Below are 26,143 nucleotides of genomic sequence, written 5' to 3'. Positions count from 1 at the left end.
CAAACATTAAAATTAGGGTATATAATATAAGAGCAATCATTAGTAATCGCATACATTAATTGAAGGAGGCACAGCATATGGAACGGATGTATCGTGTGCTCGCTTTTTGGACGGGAATATTTGCTGTATTGTTTTTTGCTGGGGATATGCATAGCATGGCTCTGCTTTTCTTTGCACAAACAGCGATCCTGCTTGCTTTAAGTTATTTGTATTTATCTGAGCGGGTGTATATCTACATATTTGGCGCGTATTGTACTATCTTTTTTGTCGGCTTTACGTTTTATTCAACATTTGTACTTGTACCAAGCTTTGGTGGACATTAAAAACCGGTCTGCTTCAAAAGCAGAACCGGTTTTTAAGACAAGCTATAAGGCGTTTAGAAACGGATTGCTATCCATTTCAGCTGAAATCGTTGTTGTTGGTCCATGACCGCAAGCCACAATAGTCTCTTCAGGCAATTCCATTAATTTTGAATTAATGCTTGATATGAGCTGTTGGTGGTTTCCACCAGGTAAGTCAGTTCGACCAACACTGCCTGCAAACAAGGCGTCTCCTGAGAAGACAATGTTTTCTTCTTTAAAGTAGAAGGATACACTTCCAGGAGAGTGTCCTGGTGTTTCAAAAACTTCACACGTGAATGAGCCGATTTGTAAGCTTTGTTCTTTTGTGAAAATGTGTTCGGCTGGTTTTGCCGTCACTTTTGTTCGTCCTAAAAAAGCAGTTGAACGATTGAGTTCTGGGTCACCTAACCAGTTTTCTTCCTGTTTGTGAAGATATACAGGGATAGAGAAGGCTTCGCGAACCTCATCTACTGCGCCAATATGATCAAAGTGAGCATGCGTTAACAGGATCGCTGTTGGATTTAATTTGTTCTCTTCAATCCACGCAATTAGTACGTCAGCATCGCCACCTGGATCAAAAATTAAAGCTTCACCTTCTGGATTTGTTAGAACATAAGCATTTGTTTGAATAGGTCCTAATGGTATTTGTGTCCAAGACATAGTGATCCTCCTTAAAAAAATGATATCTTCGCTTTATCATACCGTTTTTTTAGGACATGATCAAAACATTCACTATCTATAGAACCTAGTGAATAGAGTAGAAGGAGGGGTTCGATTGTTTTTATCTATTGTTTTCTTACTTATCACCATATTGGCAGTCATTGGTGGAATTCGTGAAATGAAGAGAATGAACTTGTTTGCCGTTGGTTTTTCAGTTGTCACCGTTCTTGTCTTCGGTTTCTTCTCCGTCATGACATTGTATTCATTAATTACAACGGGTGAAGGTGCACCATAAGCACTTATAACAAAATGGACTTCTAACCTATGCTTGATAGGTTGGAAGTCCATTTGTTTCTGTGAAAACCTGCTTTTGCAAATAGAAAATACCTCCATTAATCATTTCAACATTAATATGAGGTTCATATTGTTCCTGTAAGGCCTGTTTTTCTAATTCATAGCTTTCTGGTTTTTCATCGTATTCCTCGTAAAAGCTCTCAAGTAATTCTGCGTCTTGACTCCATCTTTCACGAGCCGTTACCGCCCAATCATCCGGTTCATTTTTGGCGAAGGTCTGAATCATTTTTTGAAGGCGTACGAGTCCACTTCCTGGTTTAATAAGTGAAGCAAGCGTAAAACAATAATCTGGTAGTTTAGGCGTAAGAGGAATGTTCGTTATCAACGAATGGAAACCACTCACGATTTGCCCGTGAATAAGGTTTAAGCCTAATGATAAAAGTACATCTTTTTTCCGGTCACATTGAAACGATACTTTTGCATTCACGTTAAGCCAAGGTTGTAAAGGGATAGACTGTTGAGCGGAGGTTGTCGTTTCCTCATACATCCGGATAAATGAACCTAAAGACTTGGTTGATTCGAAAAACTGATGCAGTCTTGGTGACCCAAAGTGAATTTGTTCACCTCTAATATCCTCAGGAGCCTTTGTATGATCAGTAATAAGTGTCATGGGCATGGGGTTAGGAACACCCCCTGTTTTCTCTAGGTAATGCCAGTAAAACGGTCGATTCATTAGTAGTTTATCCATTTCAACAGACAATTGAACGGTAAAATAACCTGGATCTTTTTGTATAGCTGGACAGTCGTTCGCAGCAAAAAAACGTTCAACATAATTATGAACTTCGGATTGATTCATTCATATCCTCCTCATCAGATTGGGATTCAGCCGCATCGTTCATAATGTCAGCTAAATGAGACAGCTTAAGTTGGACCTCTCCATCGGAATCTGAATGGAGTAGAACATCTTTCACATAATCATCAACGTTCGGTAATTGAATACGCGTTAAGATTTCGTCCAGTTGACCAATTACTTTCTCGAAGAGATTGATTTTGTCGTAAAGGAGTTCCAAGATCTTCTGTTCTACAGTATCTTGAACAGCAAAATTATAGATTCGAACATCTTGTAATTGGCCAAGACGATGGATCCGACCAATTCGCTGCTCAATCCTCATCGGGTTCCACGGAAGGTCATAGTTAATGATGTGACTACAGAATTGCAAATTGATTCCTTCACCGCCAGCTTCCGTTGCAATAAGCACTTGAGCATGATTTTTAAATAATTCTCTCATCCAATCTTTTTTGCCACGCTTGAAGCCACCTCTAAATGGGACAGATGTGATTCCGTTCTGCTTAAGAAACCACTGAAGATACAATTGGGTTGCTCGGTATTCTGTGAAAATAATCACTTTGCCATCGATGCTCTTAATTAACTCTAATGCTTTTTCCGCTTTTGCATGGTGTTCAACCTTGGCTGCCTGTTCAAGTAAAGCGATCGCTGCTTGACTGTCTCGGCCCTCTTCTTCTGCTTTTTCTATGATATTTTTTAACGTCATAAATGTGGCTTCTCTACTAGAACAAATCTCTCGTTTTAGTGTTAGAAGGGCAAAATGGTTGGTGCCAAAGGATGATATGGCATCATAAAGAGCTCTTTCATCTGGACTAAAGGTAATAGGAACCGTCTCGACAATCCGTTTGGTCCATTTGATGCCCGTCTCCTCTCTACGATTTCGCACCATTACTTTATTAACAAGAGCACGAAGCTTCTCGTCATTTCGTGGAGATCGACCATTGGAGCGGAATTCTTTCTCAAAACTTGTTAGATCGCCTAAATGTCCAGGTTTTAATAGAGAGACAAGATTAAAGATTTCTTCTAGTTTATTTTGAACGGGTGTAGCGGTAAGAAGTAAACAGAATTTCTTTTTGAGGCTACGGATGAATTCATAGTTTTTTGTGTTTGGGTTTTTTAACTTATGCGCTTCATCAATAATGATAAGGTCATAGGACTGGGCAAGCACAATGTCTCGATGGGGCTGACGTTTAGCTGTGTCAATCGAAGCAACCACCACATCACACTGCTCCCAAACATAGGATTTCTTTTGTGGGATGGCAGGAATATAAAATTTGCTATTTAATTCAACCGCCCATTGAGAGACTAGTGAGGCAGGGACTAGAATGAGAACCTTCTTGGCTAAACCACGAATCATGTATTCTTTTAAGATCAGTCCGGCTTCAATGGTTTTGCCAAGTCCAACTTCATCTGCTAGGATGGCTTTTCCATTCATCTCTTCGATTACGGTTTTAGCTACTTCTAATTGATGTGGAAAAGGTTCCAATTGTGGCAAATGGGCGGGTGCCAATAAACCATGAAAGTCGGATACGCGTTGGTGTTGCTCGGCTTCGTATGCTAAACAGTAATTTTCCCAGCTCGACCAAGGTCCATCTGATTCTAGCCGTTGAAGAAAATCTGTGTGCCATGTATCTTGAAAATGTATTGGTACAGTCACTATTTGCTCAGCTCCTTTGTCGAAAAATTAGCGAAAGACTCAAAATATAGTTGCGCCTTAGGTGGACTATTGATAGGATAAACAGTGTAGTTAACATCAACAGGTTCTACTAGTATGTACCAATTTATTCAAAACATAATACGAATCTTTTTGCGGATGAAGGTAAAGGGAGAGATCGGGCACTGCCCGGCGCCGAAGGAGCAAGCAGTGATGTGAATCTCTCAGGCAAAAAAGACTTTTACTTGACGCAGCTCTGGAGAGAGTTTGCTGATAATAGCAAGCCACCCACGAAGACAATTCGGCAAATGCCCGAGTGAAACTTTCTGGTTCAAGGACAGGGTGATACACCAATTGCGTGTATCAGTCTGTCTTTTTTTGTTTAATAGTTCAAACTATTCTTTCATCAGGAGGAGAAGCATGGCTAATTTAAAACGAACACCTTTATTTGACTTGTATCAGGATTCAAATGCAAAAACAATTGATTTTGGAGGGTGGGACCTACCTGTTCATTTTAGTAGCATTAAAGATGAGCATGAGGCTGTTCGCACAAAAGCTGGATTGTTTGACGTCTCACATATGGGAGAATTTGAAGTTGAAGGCAAAGACTCTTTAGCTTTTCTACAAAAGCTTCTAACAAATGATCTTTCTAAGCTGGATGACGGTCAGGCGATTTATACAGCCATGTGTTATGAAAATGGTGGTACAGTGGATGATTTGCTAGTTTACAAAAAAACGGATGAGAAGTATTTAGTCGTTGTGAACGCGTCAAACATTGAGAAGGATTGGGAATGGATGATTCAATACAAACCTGAATCTGTGTCGATGAAAAATGTCTCCGATGAAATAGCACTATTAGCCATTCAAGGTCCTAAAGCAGAAGGAATTCTTCAGAAACAAACAGATAGTACACTTGCAGACATTCGCCCATTTCGTTTTAAAGAGAACGTGGTAGTAGCGGGTGTAGAAGCGTTAGTTTCTAGAACGGGTTATACAGGTGAAGATGGGTTTGAGCTTTATATAAAATCAGAAGATGCAGCAGCTGTTTGGAAAGAGCTTCTTGAAGCAGGCAAAAATGAAGGGTTAATTCCTGCGGGGCTCGGCGCACGAGATACGCTTCGTTTTGAAGCAAAGCTTGCTTTATATGGGCAAGAGCTTACAAAGGACATCTCGCCTCTTGAAGCAGGCATTGGCTTTGCTGTGAAAGTAAATAAAGAAGATGAGTTTGTTGGTCAAGCAGCTCTTAAGAAACAAAAAGAAGAAGGTCTAACCAGAAAGCTTGTTGGTATTGAAATGCTTGATAAAGGAATTCCTCGAGCAGGATATGAGGTATTTGTAGAAAACCAATCGATTGGTTTTGTGACAACTGGAACACAATCACCTACGTTAAAGAAAAATGTCGGTCTTGCTTTATTAGATCGTACGTATACAGAGCTTGGCACAAAAGTAGAGGTTCAAGTACGCAAGAAACGTATTGCAGCCGAAGTAGTTTCCACTCCATTTTACAAACGACCGCGTCCATAGGGAGGAATTGTTGATTATGAATAATCGTTATTTACCAATGACAGAAACCGATAGCCGAGAGATGCTTGAAGCAATTGGTGTTGATTCGATTGAAGAGTTGTTTGCTGATATTCCAAAGGAAATTCGCTTTAAGGGACAGCTTGATATTGAAAAAGCATTAAAAGAGCCTGAACTCATTAAGTTTTTTCAAGGTCTAGCAGCGAAAAACGTGTCTGTAAAAAGCACTCCTTCTTTTTTAGGTGCAGGTGTGTATGATCATTACATTCCGTCGATTGTTAATCACGTGATCTCACGTTCAGAATTTTACACAGCTTATACTCCTTATCAGCCAGAGATTTCTCAAGGCGAGCTTCAAGCAATCTTTGAATTCCAAAGTATGATCTGCGAATTAACGGGGATGGACTTAGCAAACTCTTCTATGTATGATGGTCCAACTGCGTTAGCTGAGGCGGCTATGATGAGTTGTGGACATACAAAAAAGAAAACAATTCTAGTTTCCAAAGCAGTTCACCCAGAAGCACGAGCTGTTCTAAAAACAAATGCATACGGTCAGAGTCTGAATGTTATTGAAATTGATACAAAAGACGGTGTGACCGATGTTGAGAAGATTAGAGAGCACTACACCGATGATACGGCATGTGTTCTTGTTCAATATCCTAACTTCTTTGGGCATATCGAACCGTTAGCAGAAATTGAAGAGATTACACATCAAGGGAAAGCGTTACTTGCTGTTTCTAGTAATCCACTTGCTTTAGGTTTGCTTAAGTCACCAGGTGAATTCGGAGCGGATATTGTGGTTGGAGATGCACAGCCATTTGGTATTTCCATGCAATATGGCGGTCCTCATTGTGGATATTTTGCAACAACGAAAAAGTTAATGCGTAAAGTACCTGGTCGTTTGGTAGGTCAGACTGTTGATGACCAAGGGCAACGCGGATTCGTTTTAACCTTGCAAGCACGTGAACAACATATCCGTCGTGATAAAGCGACATCAAATATTTGCTCAAACCAAGCATTAAATGCCCTAGCAGCCTCTGTTGCTATGACGGCTATTGGCAAAAAAGGCGTGAAGGATATGGCTTATCAGAACATCCAAAAAGCCGCATATCTAAAAACAAAGTTGCAAGAGCAAGGGATTAAGCTAGTAAGTGAAAAGCCAACGTTTAACGAGTTTGTCATTAAGCTGAATCAGCCAGTGAAGGTCGTGAACGAAAAGCTTCTTGAAAAAGGGTTTATTGGTGGGTATGAGCTAGAGCAAGAAGATGAAGCATTATCAGGACAAATGTTGATTTGTGTCACAGAAGTTCGTACGAAGGAAGAGTTGGATGCATTTGCGATTGAATTGGGGGCATTACAATGAGCACAGATAATCAAGCATTGATTTTTGAATTAAGCAAACCTGGACGAGTTGGACATAGCTTGCCTGATCTTGATATTCCGGAGCAGGACATCCATTCATTACTTCCAGATGAATATGTTCGTGCAGTCGAGCCAGAGCTTCCTGAAGTATCAGAGCTGCAAATTATGCGTCATTACACAGCTTTATCGAAGCGAAACCATGGTGTAGATTCAGGATTTTATCCATTAGGATCATGCACAATGAAATATAATCCTAAAATTAATGAAGATGTTGCTCGTATAGATGGACTGGCCAATGTCCATCCATATCAGCCTGTAGAACAAGTTCAGGGATCACTTGAATTGCTGCATAATCTTCAGACCTCTCTTGCGGAAATTACCGGAATGGATGAAGTAACTCTTCAACCTGCAGCCGGAGCACATGGTGAGTGGACGGGTCTAATGATGATCCGTGCGTACCATGAAGCGAGAGGCGATTCTAAACGAACAAAGGTCATTGTTCCTGATTCAGCACACGGAACCAATCCAGCATCAGCAACAGTTGCAGGCTTTGAATCTGTAACAGTGCGTACCGATGAGCATGGTCTTGTGGATCTTGAACATTTACGTGAGGTTGTTAGTGAGGAAACAGCAGCATTAATGCTTACTAACCCGAATACACTTGGACTATTTGAGAGTTATATTATTGAAATGGCTTCTATCATTCATAAGGCTGGCGGAAAGCTGTATTATGATGGAGCAAACTCAAACGCCATTCTTGGGATTGCAAGACCAGGAGATATGGGCTTCGATGTCGTTCACTTGAATTTGCACAAAACATTTACCGGACCACACGGTGGTGGTGGACCTGGATCTGGTCCAGTAGGAGTGAAAAAGGACCTGATCGATTTCTTGCCAAAGCCGATTTTGGTGAAAACGGCAGAAGGGTACGACTTTGATTATAATCGTCCAAAATCAATTGGTCGCGTCAAACCTTATTATGGAAACTACGGAATTAATGTGCGGGCCTACACGTATATTCGCACGATGGGACCAGAAGGGCTACGCCAGGTTTCGGAATTTGCCGTGTTAAATGCAAACTATATGATGCGTCGTTTGGCTCCTCATTATGATCTGCCTTACACGCAACATTGTAAGCATGAATTTGTTCTCTCAGGCAAACGTCAGAAGAAGCTTGGTGTTCGTACGTTAGATATAGCCAAACGCCTGCTTGATTTTGGCTACCATCCACCAACCATCTACTTCCCGTTAAATGTTGAGGAATGTATGATGATTGAACCAACAGAAACAGAATCGAAAGAAACCTTGGATGAGTTTATTGAGGCGATGATTCAGATTGCGAAAGAGGCAGAAGAGAATCCAGAGATCGTACAGGAAGCTCCTCACCACACAGTGATTGGTCGCTTAGACGAAACGCTTGCTGCGCGTAAGCCGGTCTTGAGATACCAAAAAGCTGAATAATGTTTGATGATGAAACAAGGGAGGGGGACCTTCCTTGTTTTTTATGATTTTTACAGTGAAGTCATGTTGGATGAAAGAAAAAAAGCCCGCGGAAGCGGACTCTATAAGAAACAAATTAATCTTTTTCTACTTTAATGACTTCTTTAGTGACAGCGTTGATATCGACATCATACTCCACGCCGTTAACGTTTAACTCTAATTCATAAATGGAGAGACCATCATCAGTATCTAAGTCAATCTCTGTTACGTTAGATTGATCGCCTACTTCTTTGATTGCAATAGCTTTGGCTTCCTCGGCTGAGATGAGCTCACCATCTTGCTGAACTACAAGATTAAAATCATCATCAATTGAAATGATTTCTCCAGTTTCCCCATTTACCTTAACGTCTTCACCGTCACCATTTACATTGAATTCTACTTCATAAACATATTGTCCATTCTCGATTTCTAGATCTGTTTTGATTACTGTGTCCATGCTCACGGCTTCTTTAGCTGCGGCTTCAGCATCTTCTTGTGAAATAGCGGCTGAGGATGATGCATCTGTTCGAAGCAAGTTCCCATCAGCATCTATGATTTGTCCATTCTCCTCTAAAATATCTAGATCGTAATCTTCTCCATTTAAGTCAACTTCCACTTCATAGTAAACCACACCATCATCTGTATCTTTTTCAATATCAGTCACTTTACCGCCAATAAAATCTTCAGCTATTTTTTTTGCATCCTGCTCAGTAATTGGACTATTTGAACTTTGAAGAGTCAACACTGGCTCTGTTGCGACTTGATTGCTACCTCCTGTTGATGCTAAGGCAGCTGATGTTCCTCCGATGGCTAATACTCCTGCTAATGTTAGTACAAGTGGCTTTTTCATTTTCAAATCATCCTTTCGTTTGTTGTTTTTTTAACTCTAACCACAGTATATCGAGCCAAAATGAAAGGACGCTGAATATAAAATGAGAATTTGATGAGAAAATGATTAATATTCGAATTGAATAATTTGTCCTGTGATAGCGTCGATGATCACCGTTACATCTTCATCTGTTTCTGTGATTTCAACTTCGACCTCATACACCTTGCGACCGTTAAAATCTTCGAAGTCTACATCATCAACAACACCATTTACTTCATTGAGTGCAATGTCAATGGCTCTTTCTTCAGTAATATAAGTAGATTGTTCAGGTGAATCATCTGGGGCTGGTAGTGTATTGGACAGCTCATCTCCGGATTCCGCATGGATCTCAATTTCTCCATCCCCTTGATCGGCTTCGATCTCTGCCTTCCAAACGGGAGGAGACCCATTAACAAGCATAAGGTTTTTAATGTCGGCATCCTGAGGAATCAGTTCGGTTATTCTTTGTTTTGCATCATTTTTTGTTAGTTGCTCTGTTGTCTCTGTTGAGTCATCAGGGGTAGGTTCATTCTCATCTTCTTCTATAGGAACAAGAGAGAGGATGGTCCCCGTTTCTTCACTAATTTCAATCTCATATAATCCATCATCACGCTGAATCGATGCATAGTAAACACCGTCTACGTAACGAATCTCTGTTGGTTCATTTCCATACTGAGTGACAATCATTTCCCTCACATCATCTAAGCTAATAGACGGATCGGTAGGTCGGAGAAAGAAAAAGACCACAACTCCAGCAACAAGGATAAGAGAAGTGATGAGCAAAATTATACGTAATGGTGTTCTGATCATACTTACTCCTCCTTTGATTGATGAAGTGGAAGGCTAATGATAAATGTAGAACCTAAACCTTCTTTGCTTTTAACGTGAATGGTTCCATCATATTCTTCTACAATTTTTTGTGCAATAGATAGTCCTAATCCAGATCCACCGGAATGACGATTACGATCTTCGGCAACTCGATAAAAGCGTTCGAATATTTTTGATTGAGTATGCTCAGGAATACCAATCCCAGAATCAGATACTTCAATGATTGCTTCATCCACTTTTCTATAGATTCGAAGGGCGAGTGGTTCCTTACTATATTTGATCCCGTTTTCTAGTAGGATAAAAAGGAGCTGCTTATATTTGTCTTCATGACCGAGAGCCATAACAGTCTCGGAGGATGTGACTTTAATTTCTCGTTTGAACGAGTGACCAATTTTCTCTGCTGTTTCTTGAACAATATCTGTAAGGTTTACTTTTGTCATTGGCTGCTGTGTCTCTGTTTCCCCATTTGCTAGATCCAGCATTTGCTGGGTCATTCCACGCATTCTTAGCGCCTCAGAATAAATGGCTTCAACGGCTTCATCTAAAATAGCGGGGTCTTTCATACCCCAGCGTTTTAATAAACGTGCATAACTTTCAATGACGGTTAATGGTGTTTTTAATTCGTGTGAAGCATCTGAAACAAACTGTTGTTGTTGCTCGAAATTCCGTTGTAGCAAGTCAATCATATGATTAAAGGTCACGCTCATTTGAGCTAACTCATCGGTTTGTTTAGAAGGGACTTCTATTTTCTTGAATGCACCTTTTTGCCTGATTTCTTGCATCGTCCCAATAAGAGTCCGGATAGGTGTTAAAATAAATCGGCTAAGCAACTGTGCTGCAATAAAGGAAGGAATCAAGACTAAAATAGAAGCAGTTATTAAAACTCTTTGAAGGAGCTGCAGCGCATTTGTATAATGTTCGATTGATTCAACTCTTTCAAGTGTCATGACCGTTCCATCATCCCAGATTAGAGGATGCCGTGAGATTGCATATTCCATGTTATTGTGCGTAACAATTTCTGAATCCAACCTTTGTGTATAAGCTGGGGGGATCTGAGTAAAAATTGGATTCTCTGCAAGAGCTTTTTCAGTCGAGCCATCTGGACGGACCACTCGTAGCATTCCTTCTCCAATTAGATAGTTATCTACTAATTGACTAGGGTTAGGGCTATCACCAATTGTTTCGATGACAGCTTGGCCCTGCTCTTCAATTTGGTTTATCTCAGAATTCTCCATGAATTGTTTGAAGAAGATATAGACTGCACTATTTACAATCACTAGCACGATAAACAGCCATGCTGTAGAAAACAAAATGATTCTTCGATTAAGTTTCATGAGTTGCGTACTTTCAGCATATATCCAGCGCCACGGACTGTGTGGAGTAGTTTGACATCGTAGTCTTTGTCCATCTTTTGGCGCAGATATCGAATATAGACATCGACTATGTTTGTCTCTCCAACATAATCAAATCCCCAGACCTGCTGAAGAAGCTGATCACGTGTCAAAACCTGGTTGGGATGATGAAGTAGGAAAACTAATAAATCATATTCGCGAGCAGTAAGGGTGATCTCTTTCCCTGATCTTTTCACTTCCCTTGAAGCGGTATGAACTTCTAAATCACCTGATTGAAGGAGTAGGCTGTTATCTTCTGGTTTAGATAACGTGTTTTGTCTTACATTTGCTCGAATTCTTGCCAGTAGCTCTTCAATTTCAAAAGGTTTGGTTACATAATCATTAGCCCCTTGATCCAAGCCAGATACCTTGTCTACAACTGTATCTCTAGCAGTTAGCATAATAACAGGGGTAAGATCTCCTCGATCTCGCATTCGACGTAATACTTCCATTCCGCTTAATCCAGGTAGCATCACATCTAAAATAATTAACGCCCATGATTGATTTTGTAAGAGCTCCCACGCTTTTATTCCTTCGTGCACGCTCTCTGTTTGATACCCCTCATATTCTAGTTCTAGCTTTAAGATACGGGCGATTTTTTCCTCGTCTTCAACGATTAGAATTTTTCTCTCGTCTGTCATGTTCTTCAAACCTTTCCAAGAGGCCGTTGTTTTACCGTTACTGTACAATGAGATGTCAATTATCGCAAGCCACTAGTTAGTCGAGGACTAAAAAACTCCCCCACAATAAGTGGAGGAGTTGTCATCAAAGGCATGAGCTTATTTCTTTTTAATCTTGCCTGTCCACTTACGAAAGCCGGATTTTAACTGATAGATCTCCGTTGCGCCACGTTTTTTGCGGATAATACTGGCCGCTTGACGGCTTCTGGCACCACTTTGACAATAAAGATATATCGGCTGATCTTTCCGGAATTCATTAATACGTTGACGGATTTGAGACATCGGAATATTTCTGGCTCCAAGAATATGACCACCATCGTATTCGCGCGGCTCTCTAACATCAATAAGTTGGGCTTTGCGATACCCTTTAATAAATTCTTCTTGGCTTAAATTGTTAATATACTTAGGTGTGTAGAATCGTCTAACTAGCAAAAACACAATTAATGCGAATAAAACCGCAATGATAATATACTGCATAATATCCATAACTGGTGGTGCACACTCCTTCAACTAAATAACTTTTCTATTTGAATTATAAAGGTCTAGCGACTATTTGGCAACGTGTTCAGTTGTGACTTGGCTGAATGATTTCTATTTTGTTACAATAACAGGTGTATGAAAGGGGAAAAGCAGATGGCGAAAACTGAAGTATGGAGATTTATTGACTCTAAAAAGAGAACTCCAGAATATAATATGGCATTGGACGAAGCCCTACTAAATTGGCATAGTAAAGGCAAGATTCCACCGACTATACGTTTTTATGGCTGGAATCCAGCTACGCTTTCAATTGGATACTTTCAAAAAGTAGAAAAAGAAATTAATATGGATGCAGTTAAGCGGCACGGACTAGGCTTTGTTAGAAGGCCAACTGGAGGTCGTGGAGTATTGCACGATCAGGAGCTTACATACAGCGTCATCGTTTCTGAGTCTCATCCTAACATGCCAGCGTCTGTAACGGAAGCCTATCGAGTGATATCGGAAGGACTGCTTGAAGGGTTTAAGGAAGCGGGGATGGAGGCGTACTTTTCCATTCCTGCAACGGATACTGATAAGCAGGCATTAAAGAATCCGCGCTCTGCTGTTTGTTTTGATGCGCCTTCTTGGTATGAACTTGTGGTGGAAGGGCGTAAGGTGGCAGGGAGTGCCCAAACAAGACAAAAGGGCGTCATCCTTCAGCATGGTTCCATTATTCTCAATTTAGATGAAGATAAGCTATTTGATTTGTTCCGATACTCAAGTGATCGAATCCGTGAACGAATGCAACGTAATTTTAAAAATAAAGCTGTGTCTATTAATGAACTTAGAGAAATACCCATGTCAGTTTATGAAGCAAGCCAAGTGTTTAAGCTTGGATTCGAAAGAGGATTATCAATTAAACTGGAACCGTACACGTTAACCGATGAAGAAGAACAGGAAGTTGAAGCGATTATTGAAAGAAGATATGGGACAGATGAATGGAACTATCGTAAGTAAACAAAAAGAAGATCCCTCTAACAAAAAGTCAGAGGGATCTAAAATATAAAAAAGACCTTGCCGCTGCAACGTCTGCATGGTACGATATAATATGGAGACTTCAAGTGAAAACAAACAATTTTATCTCTACTATAGCTTATCAAAGTATATTAATCATGTCAAGTAACTTTTTAAGGAGCGTGAGTGAATGAGTCAGAACCTTGATTCAAAAGAAGCAGAGCAACAAAGAGTTAATCATATTAGATCGCATGTTGGAAAAGAAATAGACGCACTCACGAAGCATGACCAAAAAACAAAGTCAGAAATCATCCAACTTCGCAAAACGTTTTGGGAAGATGTGACGGTTAATATGGATAACCCTGAAGATGCTGCGGAAAGCATCTCCAGTATCAAGCAGCAATCTGAATTATTAGGAGAACGCGAGCGAACTCATGGTCAAATGGATAAGACAATCCATACATTAGAACGGTTAAAAGGATCGCCTTATTTCGGACGTATTGATTTCCGGGAAGAGGGTCAAGATGAAGTCCAATCCATCTACCTAGGAATCTCATCTTTATTAGACGAAGAACAAAAGGATTTTTTAATCCATGATTGGCGCGCTCCTATTTCTAGTTTGTATTATGACTTTGCACCAGGGGAAGCGTATTACACCTCTCCAGAGGGTACAACCGAAGGGGAGATGACAAAAAAACGTCAATTTATTATTCAGTCTGGTCAGATTAAAAGTATGTTTGACACAGGTTTGACGATTGGTGATGATTTGCTTAAAGAAGTTTTAGGCAATGAAGCCAATTCACAAATGAAAAGCATTGTAGCGACCATTCAAAGTGAGCAGAATCAACTGATCCGAGACGAATCCAGTCGTTACCTCGTAGTGCAAGGTGCAGCAGGCAGTGGCAAAACCTCTGCAGCCCTTCAAAGAGCTGCTTATTTACTGTATCGTCACATAGATACTCTTTCAGCTAAAAACATGATGCTATTCTCACCCAATCCGCTTTTTAACAGTTATGTAGCAAAGGTTCTTCCAGAACTAGGTGAGGATAACATGGAGCAGACAACGTTTCTTCAGTATATATCCAAAAGGTTGGGGACTACATACGAGATAGAAGATGCTTTCATGCAGACCGAAAAGCTATTAACTCTTGCAGAGGGGCCTCAGTATGAGAGTGAAGTTTCTGGCATTCGATACAAATCAAGCCTAGCATTCAAAAAGATGATTGATGATTATTTAGAACGATTGTCTAATGAGGGGCTTTTATTCAAACAAGTTCGGTTTAGAGGAGAGATTCTCATCGAGGCTTCGCGAATTAGTGCATACTTCTATTCGTTAGATCGAACGATTCCTCTTAATAACCGAATGAAGCTAACGGCTGAATGGTTACTCATCAAACTTACTCGATTGGAAAAGCTGGAGCGAAGTAATGGCTGGGTTGAAGATGAAATCGAGTTACTTGGTGTGGACGCTTACCAAGAAGTTCAGAAAGAGTATCAGGTTGAACGTGGGTTAGAAGAAGATACTTTCGATGAAGCAAAGTACGAACGGCAGAAGCTCGCTGAGAAACTAGTCGCTAAACAATTTAAGCCGTTGAAAAATGCTGTGAAAAAGATGAATTTTATTCATGTGGATCGATTATTTAAGAACGTATTTAAACAATCGCATTCTAGTGTACCCACTGATTGGAACGAAATTTGTGAGCGAACACTTGAACAGCTTGATGAGAAAAAGATGCTTTTCGAGGATGTCACCCCATACTTATATTTAAAAGACCGCCTTGGTGGAGTGAAAGCAAATCATGTCATTCAGCATGTGTTTATTGATGAGGCACAGGATTATTCACCTTTTCAATTTGAATACCTAAAACTAATCTATCCAGCTGCAAACATGACGATTCTTGGTGATGTGAATCAAGCGGTTTATGCTCAGTCCCAACATCAGATGACCATGCTTGATGAGAGTTTGCATACTGATAAGCAGCACCAAGTTATGACGTTAAATAAGAGTTACCGCTCAACAAAACAAATTGTTGACCTAACAAAGCAGATTATTACAGATGGTGATCGAATTGAGGCGTTCAATCGGAAGGGTGACCAACCGTTAGTCGTTTCTGTGGACCATGAGCAGGAGCTTGACCAACAGATCATTCAAGAAGCCTTGCGCTTAAAAGAAGTAGGGCATTTATCCATCGCAATTATTACAAAAACAGCCATAGAGAGTGAAGAACTTTACGATCGGATTAAAGATCAGGTGCCTGTAAAGCTATTAACAAAGAACTCACATGAATTTGAACGTGGTCTTCATATCGTTCCTTCTTATTTATCAAAGGGAATTGAATTTGATGCAGTCATTGTCCATGATGCCTCAACGCATGTGTATAAACAAGAACATGAGCGCACGTTATTTTATACTGTGTGTACAAGAGCAATGCATGAGTTAGTTATTTTTTCTCTTGGTAAAATGACTACATTCTTAGACGAAGTATCACAGGACGTTTATAGATTGGTTAGGAATTAATCAATGACAGGAGTGCTAATAACAGGAGCTAGCAGTGGGTTTGGGTATTTAACCACATTAGCTCTTGCTAGGGCAGGTTACGAGGTGTATGCCACGATGCGTGACCTCTCTAACTCTTCATCATTATTGTCAGAAGCCGAGCAGTTAGGATGTGCTCATCATATTCGGTTGTATCCATTGGACGTCACTAAAGAGGCCGATATTCAGCAGTTAAAGCAGCAATTGTCAGAGGAAAAGCGACAAGTTGATATCTTGATTAATAATGCAGGTTATTGTCAGGGAGGGCCAACTGAAGCTGTTAAAATGGAAAAATGGCGTAATCAATTTGATACAAATGTGTTAGGGGTCATTGCTCTAACAAAAGCCTTTTTACCGGAGATGAGAAAGCGTCGACGAGGCAAAATCATTATGCTTAGTAGTATAAGTGGACGATTCGGTTTTCCGGCTCTTGGTCCTTATTCTGCTTCAAAATTTGCGCTTGAAGGGTTTAGTGAATCACTAAGACTTGAGATGTTACCTTTTGGCGTACATGTCAGCCTTGTTGAACCAGGTCCTTTTCGAACAAAGATCTGGGAAAAAGGCATGCAGGAAGCGAGTATAGGCGAGGATGACGATTATTTACCATATATTCATATGCTGATGGCATCAGCTACACACTCAGCATCCAAATCAGGTAACCCAGCTAAAGTAGTACATAAGATACTTGAAATTGCTCGGTCCAAGCGACCGAAACTCCGTTATCCGATAGGTAGGAGTTCTCGGATGCTACTTTTGTTTAAGTGGATACTTCCATGGAGTGTCATTGAACGAGTTGTGATGAATAAATTAAAATAGAAAAAAGAAAAAGGCTGATTCACTTTTTGGTGATCGGCCTTTTTCCATTTAAATTAAGTCTTTAAATAGAGCTTGAAGCTTCTTTGTTACGGGTCCAATAGGCATCGTAGCAGTCACTTGTCCCTTAAATTCAACGATGGGCGTTACTTCACTTGTAGTACTTGTGATGAAGGCTTCATCGGCATGGTCTAGAACATCTTTTGGAAAAGCTTCCTCAACGACTTGAATGCCAGCTTTATTGGCAAGATCGATCACAACCTGGCGTGTAATGCCATTTAAGATCAAGTTTGTTGCAGGGTGTGTATAAAGTGTGCCGTCATTCACTAAAAAAAGATTAGAGGAGGATCCCTCAGTCACTGTTCCATCACGGTGCATGATCGCCTCGAAGCAATCAGCATCAGCAGCTTCTCGTTTAGCCATAATATTCCCAAGTAAGTTAACGGTTTTGATATCACAACGCAACCAGCGCATATCATCTGTGACCCAAGCAGAAATTCCTTCCTCTTGCTTGCTTTTTGGTGCATTCATTGTAAACCCTGTGATAATGGGTGTTTCCTCACGAGAATAAAGATGGTTACGAGGAGTGGCTCCTCTGGAAACTTGAATATAAATGGCTCCATCTGTCACTTGATTTTTTTCAAGTAATTCATTGGTTGCATTCGTTAATTCATTAGCTGAAACGGTTAGGTTGATGTCCAATTTTTTTGAACTTTGAAAAAGTCGTTCCCAATGTGCTTCTAGTTGGAAAGGCTTCTGGTTATAGACTCGTACAACCTCATACACGCCATCTCCAAAGTGATAGGAGCGGTCATTAGGTTGGATTACTGCTGTATTCTCGGGCACGATCTTCATATTGTCCAATACATAGTTCATTTGGTTGACCTCCACAATCGTTCTTATCAATTCCATACAATCTGAACATGAACCAAAAAAATTGTCAATGATTTTACACGCTTTTCATACTCGATGAAAGCTAATTGAGGATTTACCAGTATGTAACATAAGTGAATGCCTGTTTCATGTGCACCCTAAAGATACGAAAGGAAGTGCAGAAATGAAGGCTTTTTATCCTCAATTGGTTTACATTGAACCGGGCGCCTTAGAATATCCGTTAGGGCGACAGTTAAAAGAGAAGTTCGAAAAAGAAGGGGTTGAGATAAGAGAGACAACCTCACACAATCAGGTACGAAATATTCCAGGTAAAAATGATTTACAAAAATATCGTAATGCCAAATCTACACTGGTAGTAGGGGTTCGTAAGACTCTAAAGTTTGATACATCTAAACCGTCCGCCGAATATGCGATTCCATTAGCTACAGGGTGTATGGGTCACTGTCATTATTGCTATCTTCAAACGACTCTTGGCGATAAGCCTTATATACGAACCTATGTGAATTTGGATGAGATCTTTGAATCAGCAGACAAATATATGATGGAAAGAGCACCTGAACCGACTCGATTTGAAGCGGCATGTACATCAGACATTGTTGGGATAGATCATCTCACTCATTCATTAAAGAAGACGATTGAACACATTGGGCAAACGGAATGGGGACGTTTACGTTTTGTAACTAAATATCATCACGTCGATCATTTGTTAGATGCAAAACATAATGGAAACACTCGTTTTCGTTTTAGTGTGAATTCAGATCATGTCATTAAACATTTTGAGCCAGGTACATCATCGTTTCTTGAGCGCCTTGAAGCTGCCCAAAAAGTAGCAAAAGCAGATTATCCTATTGGATTTATCGTGGCCCCCATTGTGTGGTATGAAGGATGGGAGAAGGGATATCAAGAGCTATTTGAGCGACTGGAGTCCATATTGCCAACGTATGCAAAAAAGGATATGACCTTTGAATTAATTCAGCATCGGTTCACCAAAACAGCGAAGCGTATTATTGAGAAACGATATCCAAAGACAAAGCTCGAGATGAATGAAGATGAGAGAAAGTACAAATGGGGCCGTTATGGACGAGGAAAGTACGTATACAAAGATGATGAGGCTGGACAACTAAAAGAGACGATACAGTCTTATATTGATAAGTATTTTCCTGAAGCTAAATTAGAGTACTTTACGTAAATCTTCGTTTTTTCGACGAATACTTGGTTTAGGGTGTCTATTTGCCTGCAGTTGTAGTAAAATAGATGGTGGTATTTTACTTAAAGTACGGATGCACAACTGTGTGCCTGTTCGTTGATAAATTGGAGGGGACCCTATGCCTACACCAAGCATGGAAGATTACCTGGAGCGGATCTATATGTTAATCGAAGAGAAAGGCTATGCCCGAGTATCGGATATTGCTGAGGCGCTCGAGGTGCATCCCTCATCCGTCACAAAAATGGTCCAAAAGCTTGATAAAAGTGAGTATCTTATCTATGAGCGATACAGAGGATTAATTCTAACAGCAAAAGGAAACAAGATTGGTAAACGACTTGTATACCGTCATGAGTTGCTGGAAGAATTTATGACCATTATTGGTGTGGATAAAGAACATATTTATCAAGACGTTGAAGGAATTGAACATCATCTGAGCTGGGATGCGATTGATCGTATTGGCGATGTCGTTCAGTTTTTCAATGAGGAGCAAAAACGAATAGATGGATTGCGTAATGTTCAAAAGAAAAATGAAGAAGCTAATCAAGAATAAGCATCAACTTCCAAATGGACGCTCCTTTTAGATAGGGGCGTTTTTTTGATGCCTTAAAATACATATGCCTTACTCCCTCCACATAAAATGGCTGTAGGAGGAGATGTTCGTGAAAATAGATGCGGTTTTTGCTGGAGGAGGCGTTAAAGCATTTGCCTTTCTAGGCTCATTGGGTGTATTAGAAAAAAGAGGATATGAGTTTGAGCGTGTGGCAGGTACTAGTGCCGGATCAATCGTAGCAGCCTTGCTTAAAGCAGGTTATACAAGCTCTGAAATGATGGACATTCTTAATGATATTCATATCGAATCATTTAAGGACGAGCGTTTATCTTATTTGCCTTTAACCGTTATAAAGTGGCTACAAGTTTATTTTAAATTGGGTTTGTACAAAGGGGACGCGCTAGAAAGTTGGATTCGCGAGCTGCTGAAGGCGAAAGGCATTGTGACATTTGGCGACTTACCAGCACAATCGTTACGAGTAGTGGTTTCAGATCTGTCAAAAGGCCAAATGGTTGTTCTTCCTGATGATCTGGATAAGTATGGTATACGCGCAGAGTCCTTCTCAGTGGCAAAAGCGATTCGAATGAGTTGCAGCATCCCTTATTTTTTTGAACCCGTAAAGCTTTATGATCGTTCAGGTCATTTTTCATATATCGTTGATGGAGGGCTGTTAAGTAATTTTCCGATATGGCTGTTCCGTGATGGTGAAAAGAATACGTGGAGACGACCCGTCATAGGAATGCAGCTGACACCTAAAATTGATGAGCGACCGCCTCATAAAATAAAAAATGCGATCGATCTCTATAAGGCTGTTTTTGATACCATGACATCTGCCCATGATACGCGCCACATTGAAGACGAAGATGCGCGCAATGTTATTTTTATTCCGGTAACAGATATTAAGGCGACAGACTTTAATCTAACTACGATTGAAAAGCAAGAACTCATTACCTTAGGAGAATCCAAAACGAATAAATTTCTTGGACGATGGACGTATTAGCAAGTTGAGTGGTCCAGGTAAAAAAAGAAGAACCGCACACTCAAAAGGAGGCGCGATTCTTCTTTTTTGATTTGAATTTATTTTTTTTGCCTTCAATGACCGTTAACTGTGGTCCGGAGCGTCTGGAAGCAACTTTTTTGAATGGCTTTTGATTTCGTTTCATTTGTTTGGTTGTTGCTGGCTTTAACTTGCTGTGATTTACAGGTCCGGCTGACCTTACAGTACTAGTTCTTTTTGCTTTCTTTAGTTGGGCCCGTGTTGGACCTTCATTAGAATGAAAGATGGGAACCCCGTATTTTCTAGACATATAGAAACGGTATATAAAGAAAATAGCGGCAGCAATTCCTGCAAAAATTAAGATGGATCTCAGGACCTGCAACGGATCATTAATAATTGAGGTAATAAATCCTATTAAGGCCAAGATAATAAGAGTTGGAAAGGCAATCTGAAAGAATCGACGCATTCTATTCACCTCCAAGATGTCATAAACCTAAACGATGTCTGCTTTAGCAGGGGTTGTATAGGACTGTTCCCTTGTTAACATTTCTTCAAATGAGGCAATGGCGACCTCTGTTTGCGTATCATTTGGTTCTTTTGTTGTAAGAAGCTGTAAGGCTAATCCTGGATAGCCAAGCCATTTTAGGACAGGTATGTCTCGTAGTCGATTCGTTAATTGTAGTACTTCAAAAGATACTCCAAGAACAACTGGAATTAAGATAATACGTTGCAGAATACGTTCCATTAATGAATCAAATGGAATAAAGAGATAGATTCCTACACCAACAATGACGGTAAATAAGATGAAGCTACTCCCGCAACGATAGTGTAATCTGGATTGAGATTGAACATTGCGGACAGTTAGAGGAAGGCCAGCCTCAAATGTATTAATGACTTTGTGTTCAGCCCCATGATATTGAAATACTTTTCGTATTAAAGGTGTAAATGACAAGATATAGATATAGCCAAGTAATAGTATAAGCTTAAATCCGCCTTCCAACAGATTCTGTGCCACGTGACCTGGAAAAATAGGTGTGAACAGATTTGCAATAAAGGTTGGCACTAACGTGAAGATTAGCTTACTAAAGATAAATGACAGAACAGCTACTGCTGCCACACCAAGAATCAAATTTAATTTAGATGATTTCTCTTCTGGTTCTATTGATTCATCATCTGCAGGATCAACATCATACCGATCGCTAGAGAAGTTCAAATGCTTAGAACCATTTATACTTGCTTCAACAATTCCAGCAATGCCTCGGATAAAAGGAATTTTTTTTGCTTTTGATATCCAAACCGGTGATTGGCGCTTAACCTCAAATGACTCTAGGCTACCGTCTTTTCTTCTAATCGTAGAGACAGTTGTATGCTTTCCACCGAACATAACACCTTCTACAATGGCTTGGCCGCCATATACTGGTTTTGTTGATCTTTCCATATTACACCAACCTATTCTTCATTCTACTTTATACTTATTATTCTACATGAAACAAAGAAATTCCTCCATGACAAATCCTTTGTCAACTTGTTTGAATGAAATTCTATGTCACAGGGCTATACTAAACCGAGGTGATAGATAGATGGATAATCAGCCATTTGAACAAAATCAAACCGAAAAACCAATGCGATTTCATACGAAGGTCATTCTTATTGGTTTTTTTGGAGGACTTATATGGTCTCTAGTTGCATTGTTTGGGTATTTTTTTAATTTTATGCACTTTGGACCGGCATTAATATTAATGCCATGGGCTCTAGGGGCTTGGAAAGTTACCTACACTGGTCAAGTAGTTGGAGTAGTTGCCATCTCTCTCTTGTCTATCTTCATTGCTTTTATTTATAAGTGGTTATTCCAAAAGCTTCAGTCGATGTGGGCGGGTGTTGGATTTGGAGCCCTATTATGGGTGTTGGTTTTTTATATTTTTAATCCGTTTATTCCAGGACTAAAAGCGGTACAAAATCTTGATCTCAATTCTATTATCACATCGCTATGTCTTTTCCTCCTATATGGTCTTTTTGTTGGATACTCTATCTCTTATGAGTATCAACAGCAGAATCAACAAGAAACAGTCTAGGAAGCCCTATCAAACATGTGGCTTCGCTCCTTACATAGGGTGTGGTAAACTAGGATAGGTGAAAACAAAGTCTAGGTTAGTCACATCATAAAAGGAGTGAGCGTAACATTGAGTAGAATAGAAGCCATTCGAGGTCAATTTAAGGAACACGCAGTAGATGGTCTTTTAATTATGAGTCCACACAATCGTCGTTATATCACTGGTTTTACTGGAAGTGCAGGCGTGGTCTTACTTACTGAAACAGAGGCCGTATTTATAACGGATTTTAGGTATGTTGAACAGGCCAAGGAGCAGGTCAAAGACTTTTCAATTGTACAGCATAAAGCAGCAATTATTGAGGAAATTGGAAAGCAAGCAGAGAAGCTGAAAATCAAAAAACTAGGGTTTGAACAAAGTCATGTTACATATGAGCAATTTCAACAATTACAAACTTCGATTGAAAATGGCCAACTAGTTCCAGTTAGTGGGTTGGTTGAAGGTGTACGAGTGATTAAGGATGCCGGTGAAATTCAACTCATTCAGAATGCGGCTGATATTGCAGATGCAGCCTTTAAGCATATTACATCGTTTATCCGTCCTGGTTTAACGGAGCTTGAAGTATCTAATGAGCTTGAGTTCTTTATGCGCAAGCAGGGAGCACAAAGTTCTTCTTTTGATACAATTGTTGCATCAGGTTTTCGCTCAGCCTTACCACATGGCGTTGCGAGTGGTAAGTTGATTGAATCAGGGGAGTTGGTCACACTTGATTATGGTGCGTATCTGAATGGGTATTGCTCAGATATCACTCGTACGTTGGCAGTCGGTCAAATTAATGATGAGTTGAATACTATTTATCATACAGTGCTTGAAGCCCAGTTAAGAGGAATGAATGGAATAAAAGCGGGTATCACAGGAAAAGAAGCAGATGCTCTTACTCGTGACTACATTAAAGAAAAAGGGTATGGAGAAAACTTTGGCCATTCAACGGGTCACGGCTTAGGCATGGAAGTTCATGAAGCTCCGTCGCTATCGTTTAAATCAAATACTGTACTTGAACCTGGGATGATCGTTACCGTTGAGCCTGGTATCTATGTACATGGTGTTGGTGGAACTAGAATAGAAGATGATATTTTAATTACAGCTGAGGGGAACCGTTCGTTTACATCCTCTCCAAAAGAGCTGATCCACGTAGGTGAATAGGTAACCACCTTGGTATCAAGCTGTGGTATAGTATTGGGTGGGAACCATCCCGCAAATTATGCAGGGAATACGGAGGAATATTAATATGATTTCAGTAAATGATTTTAAAACCGGATTAACAATTGAAGTGGATAATGGCATTTGGCAGGTTATGGATTTTCAACACGTGAAACCAGGTAAAGGTGCTGCATTTGTTCGTTCAAAGCTTCGCAATCTTCGTAACGGAAACATTCAAGAGAAAACGTTTCGTGCTGGTGAGAAGGTTGGAAGAGCTCACATTGAAAACAGACGTATGCAGTATCTATATGCAAGCGGTGATACGCACACGTTTATGGACACAGAATCATATGAACAGCTTGAGCTTCAATCTAATCAGCTTGAGTATGAATTGAAATTCTTGAAGGAAAACATGGAAGTTCAAGTGATTAGCTATCAAGCTGAGACTTTAGGTGTAGAAGTGCCTAACACAGTTGAACTTGAAGTAGTTGAAACAGAGCCAGGGATTAAGGGAGACACAGCGTCAGGTGGTACAAAACCAGCAACGCTTGAGACAGGCCTAACAGTTCAAGTTCCGTTTTTTGTGAATCAAGGAGATCGTCTTCTAATTGATACGCGCAACAGCTCATATATGTCTAGAGCTTAAGTAGTAAAAGTTATCCAGAACACTTGTTGTTCTGGATATTTTTCTAATGAAATAGCAAGGAGGTTCATATGTCTAACAACAAAGAGGTGTGTGTCCGCGAAGTGACCTTCGGGGCAACTCATCGCGCAGCCATTTGTTCACCACTAATAGGGATAAATAGTACACAGTTAATTGAAGAAGCAAAACTTGTTTTATCGAAAGATCCTGATGTTTTAGAATGGCGAGCTGATTATTTTGAATCCTTAGAGGATGTCAATGAGGTTCTGGAGGCCGCTGATGCGCTGCGATCAGTCATTGGTAATACGGTGTTATTGTTCACCATTCGCTCGATGGCGGAGGGGGGGCAATCAACAACTTTATCAAAAGCTCAACAGGAGACGCTTCTGGATGCGCTCATTTCATCAGGCTCAATTGATATGCTGGATATTGAACAATCTGCTGGATTTACTTCTCATACACAGCTTATTGAGAAAGCGAATCGTTATGGTGTGAAGATTATCATTTCAAAGCATGATTTTGAAAAAACGCCAAGCAAAGAAGAATTATTACAGATTCTCAAAGCAAATGAAGCCGTAGGGGCAGACTTGGTCAAGCTTGCTGTTATGCCACATTCAGAACAGGATGTCCTGTCTTTGCTTGAAATGACACAGGAAGCAGCGATGAGCTTATCTGTTCCTGTTATTACGATGGCGATGGGCAAGCTTGGTGTATCAACAAGAATCATTGGCGATCAATTCGGATCCGTCATGACGTTTGCCGTTGGGCATCAGGCTTCAGCTCCAGGGCAAATTCCCATTGAATCGATAAAGAACATTCAAAAATATACGCAAAACTAAACAAAAACCATCCTGCTAGCTTTACGCTTGTAGGATGGTTTTTGCGATGTTATCAGCAATTTGAATGGGGCTCATATGATCGGTATTTAGCGTATGATGACCTTTAAGGTAGACCTCTCGTCTCGAAACAAAAAGCGTACGAATTTCTTCGTGATTTTTATTTTGGAGAACAGGACGGTCTGCAATCAAAGAAGGAAGGCGTTTTAGCCATAAAGGAAACGAGATATCTAGAAATACAACGATTCCGTCCTCGAGACTTACTTTTTGAATATCGGATTGAAGAAAAGCACCGCCACCAAAAGAGATGATCCGATTATCGCTTTCAAACAACTCCATAAATTTTGTGTTTTCCCTTTTACGAAATGCCTCTTCCCCTTCATTTTGGAAAATTTCAAGCACGGTTTGGTTTGCATCAGCTTCAATGGCTTGATCTAGATCAACAAATTCACGTTGCAAAAGGCGTGCTAATTCCTTGCCAATGGTTGTTTTCCCCACTCCCATAAAACCAATCAAAATAATGTTTTTACTACTAGGTCTCATATGTGTCCACTACTCTCTATATCTATAGGATAACGATCTCGAATCTCGAACTGAATCGAACTGTTTTTTAGTATAGCAAAAGACGTGGATGAAAAGAAGGGTTGGTCATGCTTAGGCTAAGTTTGTATTGTTCCTTGTTCTGAACTCGTCCTTCTGCTCATACGATGTAAGAGAACATGGACATGGTAGGAGGGGTTGAGGTGAAATGGTTTGTTGCTGTGGAATGGACGCTACTAATCATGGTATTGCTCCGAGTTCTTTCGGGCTTAATTGAGATCACAGTAGCAGGGCTCATTCTACGTTTTAATAGTATTGAGAAAGCGATTTTTCTAAATGGTATTTTGGCTCTTATTGGCCCAACCATTTTTATCCTATCGATTGTAATTGGTCTTGTTGGTCTAACAGACAAGCTCTCCATTCCGAAGTTTATGTTTATTGGCACAGGAGCTGTGTGTATTTTAATTGGAGCCAGACTTTAGGA

Annotated in this window: 28 protein-coding genes and 1 riboswitch; of the genes, 16 read left to right on the top strand and 12 right to left on the bottom strand. The window is 40.2% G+C overall.

All coding sequences use genetic code 11. The features are described 5' to 3' along the window. Positions 1-77 precede the first annotated feature (77 nt). On the top strand, positions 78-323 hold the full coding sequence (locus J2S05_RS18655; RefSeq protein ID WP_306985520.1) for a DUF2626 family protein: 246 nt from the start codon (positions 78-80) through the stop codon (positions 321-323). A gap of 42 nt (positions 324-365) precedes the next feature. Here J2S05_RS18655 and J2S05_RS18650 read toward each other — a convergent pair whose 3' ends face one another. After that, entirely contained in the window at positions 366-1,001 is a 636-nt protein-coding gene (locus tag J2S05_RS18650; RefSeq protein WP_306985518.1) for an MBL fold metallo-hydrolase, read from the bottom strand. Positions 1,002-1,116: 115 nt separating this feature from the next. Here J2S05_RS18650 and J2S05_RS18645 point away from each other — a divergent pair, with 115 nt between their 5' ends. Then, positions 1,117-1,296 (top strand): DUF2759 domain-containing protein, encoded by a 180-nt coding sequence (locus tag J2S05_RS18645; protein WP_306985516.1) that lies wholly within the window; start codon positions 1,117-1,119, stop codon positions 1,294-1,296. 27 nt (positions 1,297-1,323) lie between these two features. Here the strand turns inward: J2S05_RS18645 and J2S05_RS18640 are convergent, their stop codons facing one another. After that, positions 1,324-2,151, bottom strand: a complete 828-nt coding sequence (locus J2S05_RS18640; protein WP_306985515.1) for a YqhG family protein — start codon at positions 2,149-2,151, stop codon at positions 1,324-1,326. Continuing rightward, positions 2,129-3,799 (bottom strand): DEAD/DEAH box helicase, encoded by a 1,671-nt coding sequence (locus tag J2S05_RS18635; protein WP_306985513.1) that lies wholly within the window; start codon positions 3,797-3,799, stop codon positions 2,129-2,131. Before J2S05_RS18635 ends, J2S05_RS18640 begins: the two co-directional genes overlap by 23 nt. Positions 3,800-3,955: 156 nt before the next feature. Further along, positions 3,956-4,047, top strand: a riboswitch (glycine riboswitch). 169 nt (positions 4,048-4,216) lie between these two features. Between J2S05_RS18635 and gcvT the strand changes: the two genes are divergently transcribed. Genes gcvT through gcvPB form a run of 3 tightly spaced genes read left to right on the top strand, consistent with a single transcriptional unit; the run spans position 4,217 to position 8,140 of the window. Beyond that, entirely contained in the window at positions 4,217-5,320 is a 1,104-nt protein-coding gene (gene gcvT, locus J2S05_RS18630) for a glycine cleavage system aminomethyltransferase GcvT (RefSeq protein ID WP_306985511.1), read from the top strand. A 16-nt stretch (positions 5,321-5,336) separates the two neighbouring features. Continuing rightward, complete coding sequence (gene gcvPA / locus J2S05_RS18625; protein ID WP_306985509.1) at positions 5,337-6,680, top strand: aminomethyl-transferring glycine dehydrogenase subunit GcvPA; 1,344 nt, start codon at positions 5,337-5,339, stop codon at positions 6,678-6,680. Continuing rightward, entirely contained in the window at positions 6,677-8,140 is a 1,464-nt protein-coding gene (gene gcvPB / locus J2S05_RS18620) for an aminomethyl-transferring glycine dehydrogenase subunit GcvPB (protein ID WP_306985507.1), read from the top strand. Before gcvPA ends, gcvPB begins: the two co-directional genes overlap by 4 nt. 115 nt (positions 8,141-8,255) lie before the next feature. On the opposite strand, the gene J2S05_RS18615 is transcribed toward gcvPB, so the two are convergent. The 5 genes from J2S05_RS18615 to J2S05_RS18595 form a co-directional block, all read right to left on the bottom strand. Next, positions 8,256-9,008, bottom strand: coding sequence for a PepSY domain-containing protein (locus tag J2S05_RS18615; RefSeq protein WP_306985505.1), 753 nt, complete (start codon positions 9,006-9,008; stop codon positions 8,256-8,258). Between the two features lie 105 nt (positions 9,009-9,113). Next, positions 9,114-9,836 carry a PepSY domain-containing protein gene (locus tag J2S05_RS18610; protein WP_306985503.1) on the bottom strand — a complete coding sequence of 241 codons (723 nt, stop codon included), beginning with the start codon at positions 9,834-9,836 and terminating at the stop codon, positions 9,114-9,116. A 2-nt stretch (positions 9,837-9,838) separates the two neighbouring features. Next, positions 9,839-11,188, bottom strand: a complete 1,350-nt coding sequence (locus J2S05_RS18605; protein ID WP_306985501.1) for a sensor histidine kinase — start codon at positions 11,186-11,188, stop codon at positions 9,839-9,841. Next, positions 11,185-11,886: a response regulator transcription factor gene (locus J2S05_RS18600; RefSeq protein ID WP_306985499.1), complete on the bottom strand. Its 702-nt coding sequence runs from the start codon at positions 11,884-11,886 to the stop codon at positions 11,185-11,187. Before J2S05_RS18600 ends, J2S05_RS18605 begins: the two co-directional genes overlap by 4 nt. A gap of 138 nt (positions 11,887-12,024) precedes the next feature. After that, a complete protein-coding gene (locus J2S05_RS18595) occupies positions 12,025-12,411 on the bottom strand; it encodes a rhodanese-like domain-containing protein (protein WP_306985497.1) in 387 nt (128 codons plus the stop codon). A gap of 147 nt (positions 12,412-12,558) precedes the next feature. Here J2S05_RS18595 and J2S05_RS18590 point away from each other — a divergent pair, with 147 nt between their 5' ends. The 3 genes from J2S05_RS18590 (at position 12,559) to J2S05_RS18580 (ending at position 16,747) form a co-directional block, all read left to right on the top strand. After that, positions 12,559-13,398 (top strand): lipoate--protein ligase family protein, encoded by an 840-nt coding sequence (locus J2S05_RS18590; protein ID WP_306985494.1) that lies wholly within the window; start codon positions 12,559-12,561, stop codon positions 13,396-13,398. A gap of 187 nt (positions 13,399-13,585) precedes the next feature. Further along, on the top strand, positions 13,586-15,913 hold the full coding sequence (helD, locus tag J2S05_RS18585) for an RNA polymerase recycling motor HelD (protein WP_306985492.1): 2,328 nt from the start codon (positions 13,586-13,588) through the stop codon (positions 15,911-15,913). A 3-nt stretch (positions 15,914-15,916) separates the two neighbouring features. Then, on the top strand, positions 15,917-16,747 hold the full coding sequence (locus tag J2S05_RS18580) for an SDR family oxidoreductase (protein ID WP_306985490.1): 831 nt from the start codon (positions 15,917-15,919) through the stop codon (positions 16,745-16,747). A 48-nt stretch (positions 16,748-16,795) separates the two neighbouring features. Here the strand turns inward: J2S05_RS18580 and dat are convergent, their stop codons facing one another. Beyond that, on the bottom strand, positions 16,796-17,620 hold the full coding sequence (gene dat / locus J2S05_RS18575) for a D-amino-acid transaminase (protein WP_306985487.1): 825 nt from the start codon (positions 17,618-17,620) through the stop codon (positions 16,796-16,798). Positions 17,621-17,801: 181 nt separating this feature from the next. Between dat and splB the strand changes: the two genes are divergently transcribed. The 3 genes from splB (at position 17,802) to J2S05_RS18560 (ending at position 20,395) form a co-directional block, all read left to right on the top strand. Continuing rightward, entirely contained in the window at positions 17,802-18,827 is a 1,026-nt protein-coding gene (gene splB / locus J2S05_RS18570; RefSeq protein ID WP_306985485.1) for a spore photoproduct lyase, read from the top strand. A 136-nt stretch (positions 18,828-18,963) separates the two neighbouring features. Next, positions 18,964-19,395 carry a transcriptional regulator MntR gene (gene mntR / locus J2S05_RS18565; RefSeq protein WP_306985483.1) on the top strand — a complete coding sequence of 144 codons (432 nt, stop codon included), beginning with the start codon at positions 18,964-18,966 and terminating at the stop codon, positions 19,393-19,395. A gap of 109 nt (positions 19,396-19,504) precedes the next feature. Beyond that, the gene (locus J2S05_RS18560; RefSeq protein ID WP_306985481.1) at positions 19,505-20,395 is read left to right on the top strand and encodes a patatin-like phospholipase family protein; all 891 of its coding nucleotides are present in this window, start codon (positions 19,505-19,507) and stop codon (positions 20,393-20,395) included. Positions 20,396-20,435: 40 nt separating this feature from the next. Here the strand turns inward: J2S05_RS18560 and J2S05_RS18555 are convergent, their stop codons facing one another. Further along, positions 20,436-20,858: an SA1362 family protein gene (locus tag J2S05_RS18555; RefSeq protein WP_306985478.1), complete on the bottom strand. Its 423-nt coding sequence runs from the start codon at positions 20,856-20,858 to the stop codon at positions 20,436-20,438. Between the two features lie 27 nt (positions 20,859-20,885). After that, positions 20,886-21,830, bottom strand: coding sequence for a DUF1385 domain-containing protein (locus J2S05_RS18550; RefSeq protein WP_306985477.1), 945 nt, complete (start codon positions 21,828-21,830; stop codon positions 20,886-20,888). 142 nt (positions 21,831-21,972) lie between these two features. On the opposite strand from J2S05_RS18550, the gene J2S05_RS18545 reads away from it, so the two are divergent. The 4 genes from J2S05_RS18545 to aroD all read left to right on the top strand — a co-directional run bounded on the left by J2S05_RS18545 (position 21,973) and on the right by aroD (position 25,122). Next, positions 21,973-22,464 carry a YqhR family membrane protein gene (locus J2S05_RS18545; protein ID WP_306985475.1) on the top strand — a complete coding sequence of 164 codons (492 nt, stop codon included), beginning with the start codon at positions 21,973-21,975 and terminating at the stop codon, positions 22,462-22,464. 108 nt (positions 22,465-22,572) lie between these two features. Beyond that, on the top strand, positions 22,573-23,643 hold the full coding sequence (locus J2S05_RS18540) for a M24 family metallopeptidase (RefSeq protein ID WP_306985473.1): 1,071 nt from the start codon (positions 22,573-22,575) through the stop codon (positions 23,641-23,643). 85 nt (positions 23,644-23,728) lie between these two features. Further along, complete coding sequence (gene efp / locus J2S05_RS18535) at positions 23,729-24,286, top strand: elongation factor P (protein WP_306985471.1); 558 nt, start codon at positions 23,729-23,731, stop codon at positions 24,284-24,286. Between the two features lie 68 nt (positions 24,287-24,354). Further along, the gene (gene aroD / locus J2S05_RS18530) at positions 24,355-25,122 is read left to right on the top strand and encodes a type I 3-dehydroquinate dehydratase (protein WP_306985469.1); all 768 of its coding nucleotides are present in this window, start codon (positions 24,355-24,357) and stop codon (positions 25,120-25,122) included. Positions 25,123-25,143: 21 nt separating this feature from the next. Here aroD and J2S05_RS18525 read toward each other — a convergent pair whose 3' ends face one another. Continuing rightward, positions 25,144-25,662 (bottom strand): shikimate kinase, encoded by a 519-nt coding sequence (locus tag J2S05_RS18525; protein WP_306985467.1) that lies wholly within the window; start codon positions 25,660-25,662, stop codon positions 25,144-25,146. A gap of 200 nt (positions 25,663-25,862) precedes the next feature. Here J2S05_RS18525 and J2S05_RS18520 point away from each other — a divergent pair, with 200 nt between their 5' ends. Then, positions 25,863-26,141: a YqhV family protein gene (locus tag J2S05_RS18520; protein ID WP_306985465.1), complete on the top strand. Its 279-nt coding sequence runs from the start codon at positions 25,863-25,865 to the stop codon at positions 26,139-26,141. Positions 26,142-26,143 lie beyond the last annotated feature (2 nt).

This window comes from Alkalicoccobacillus murimartini, assembly GCF_030813245.1.
Lineage (GTDB): Bacteria > Bacillota > Bacilli > Bacillales > Bacillaceae_D > Alkalicoccobacillus > Alkalicoccobacillus murimartini.
The sequence above is the reverse complement of the archived record's forward strand: the minus strand, read 5'-3'. Positions and strand labels throughout refer to the sequence as shown.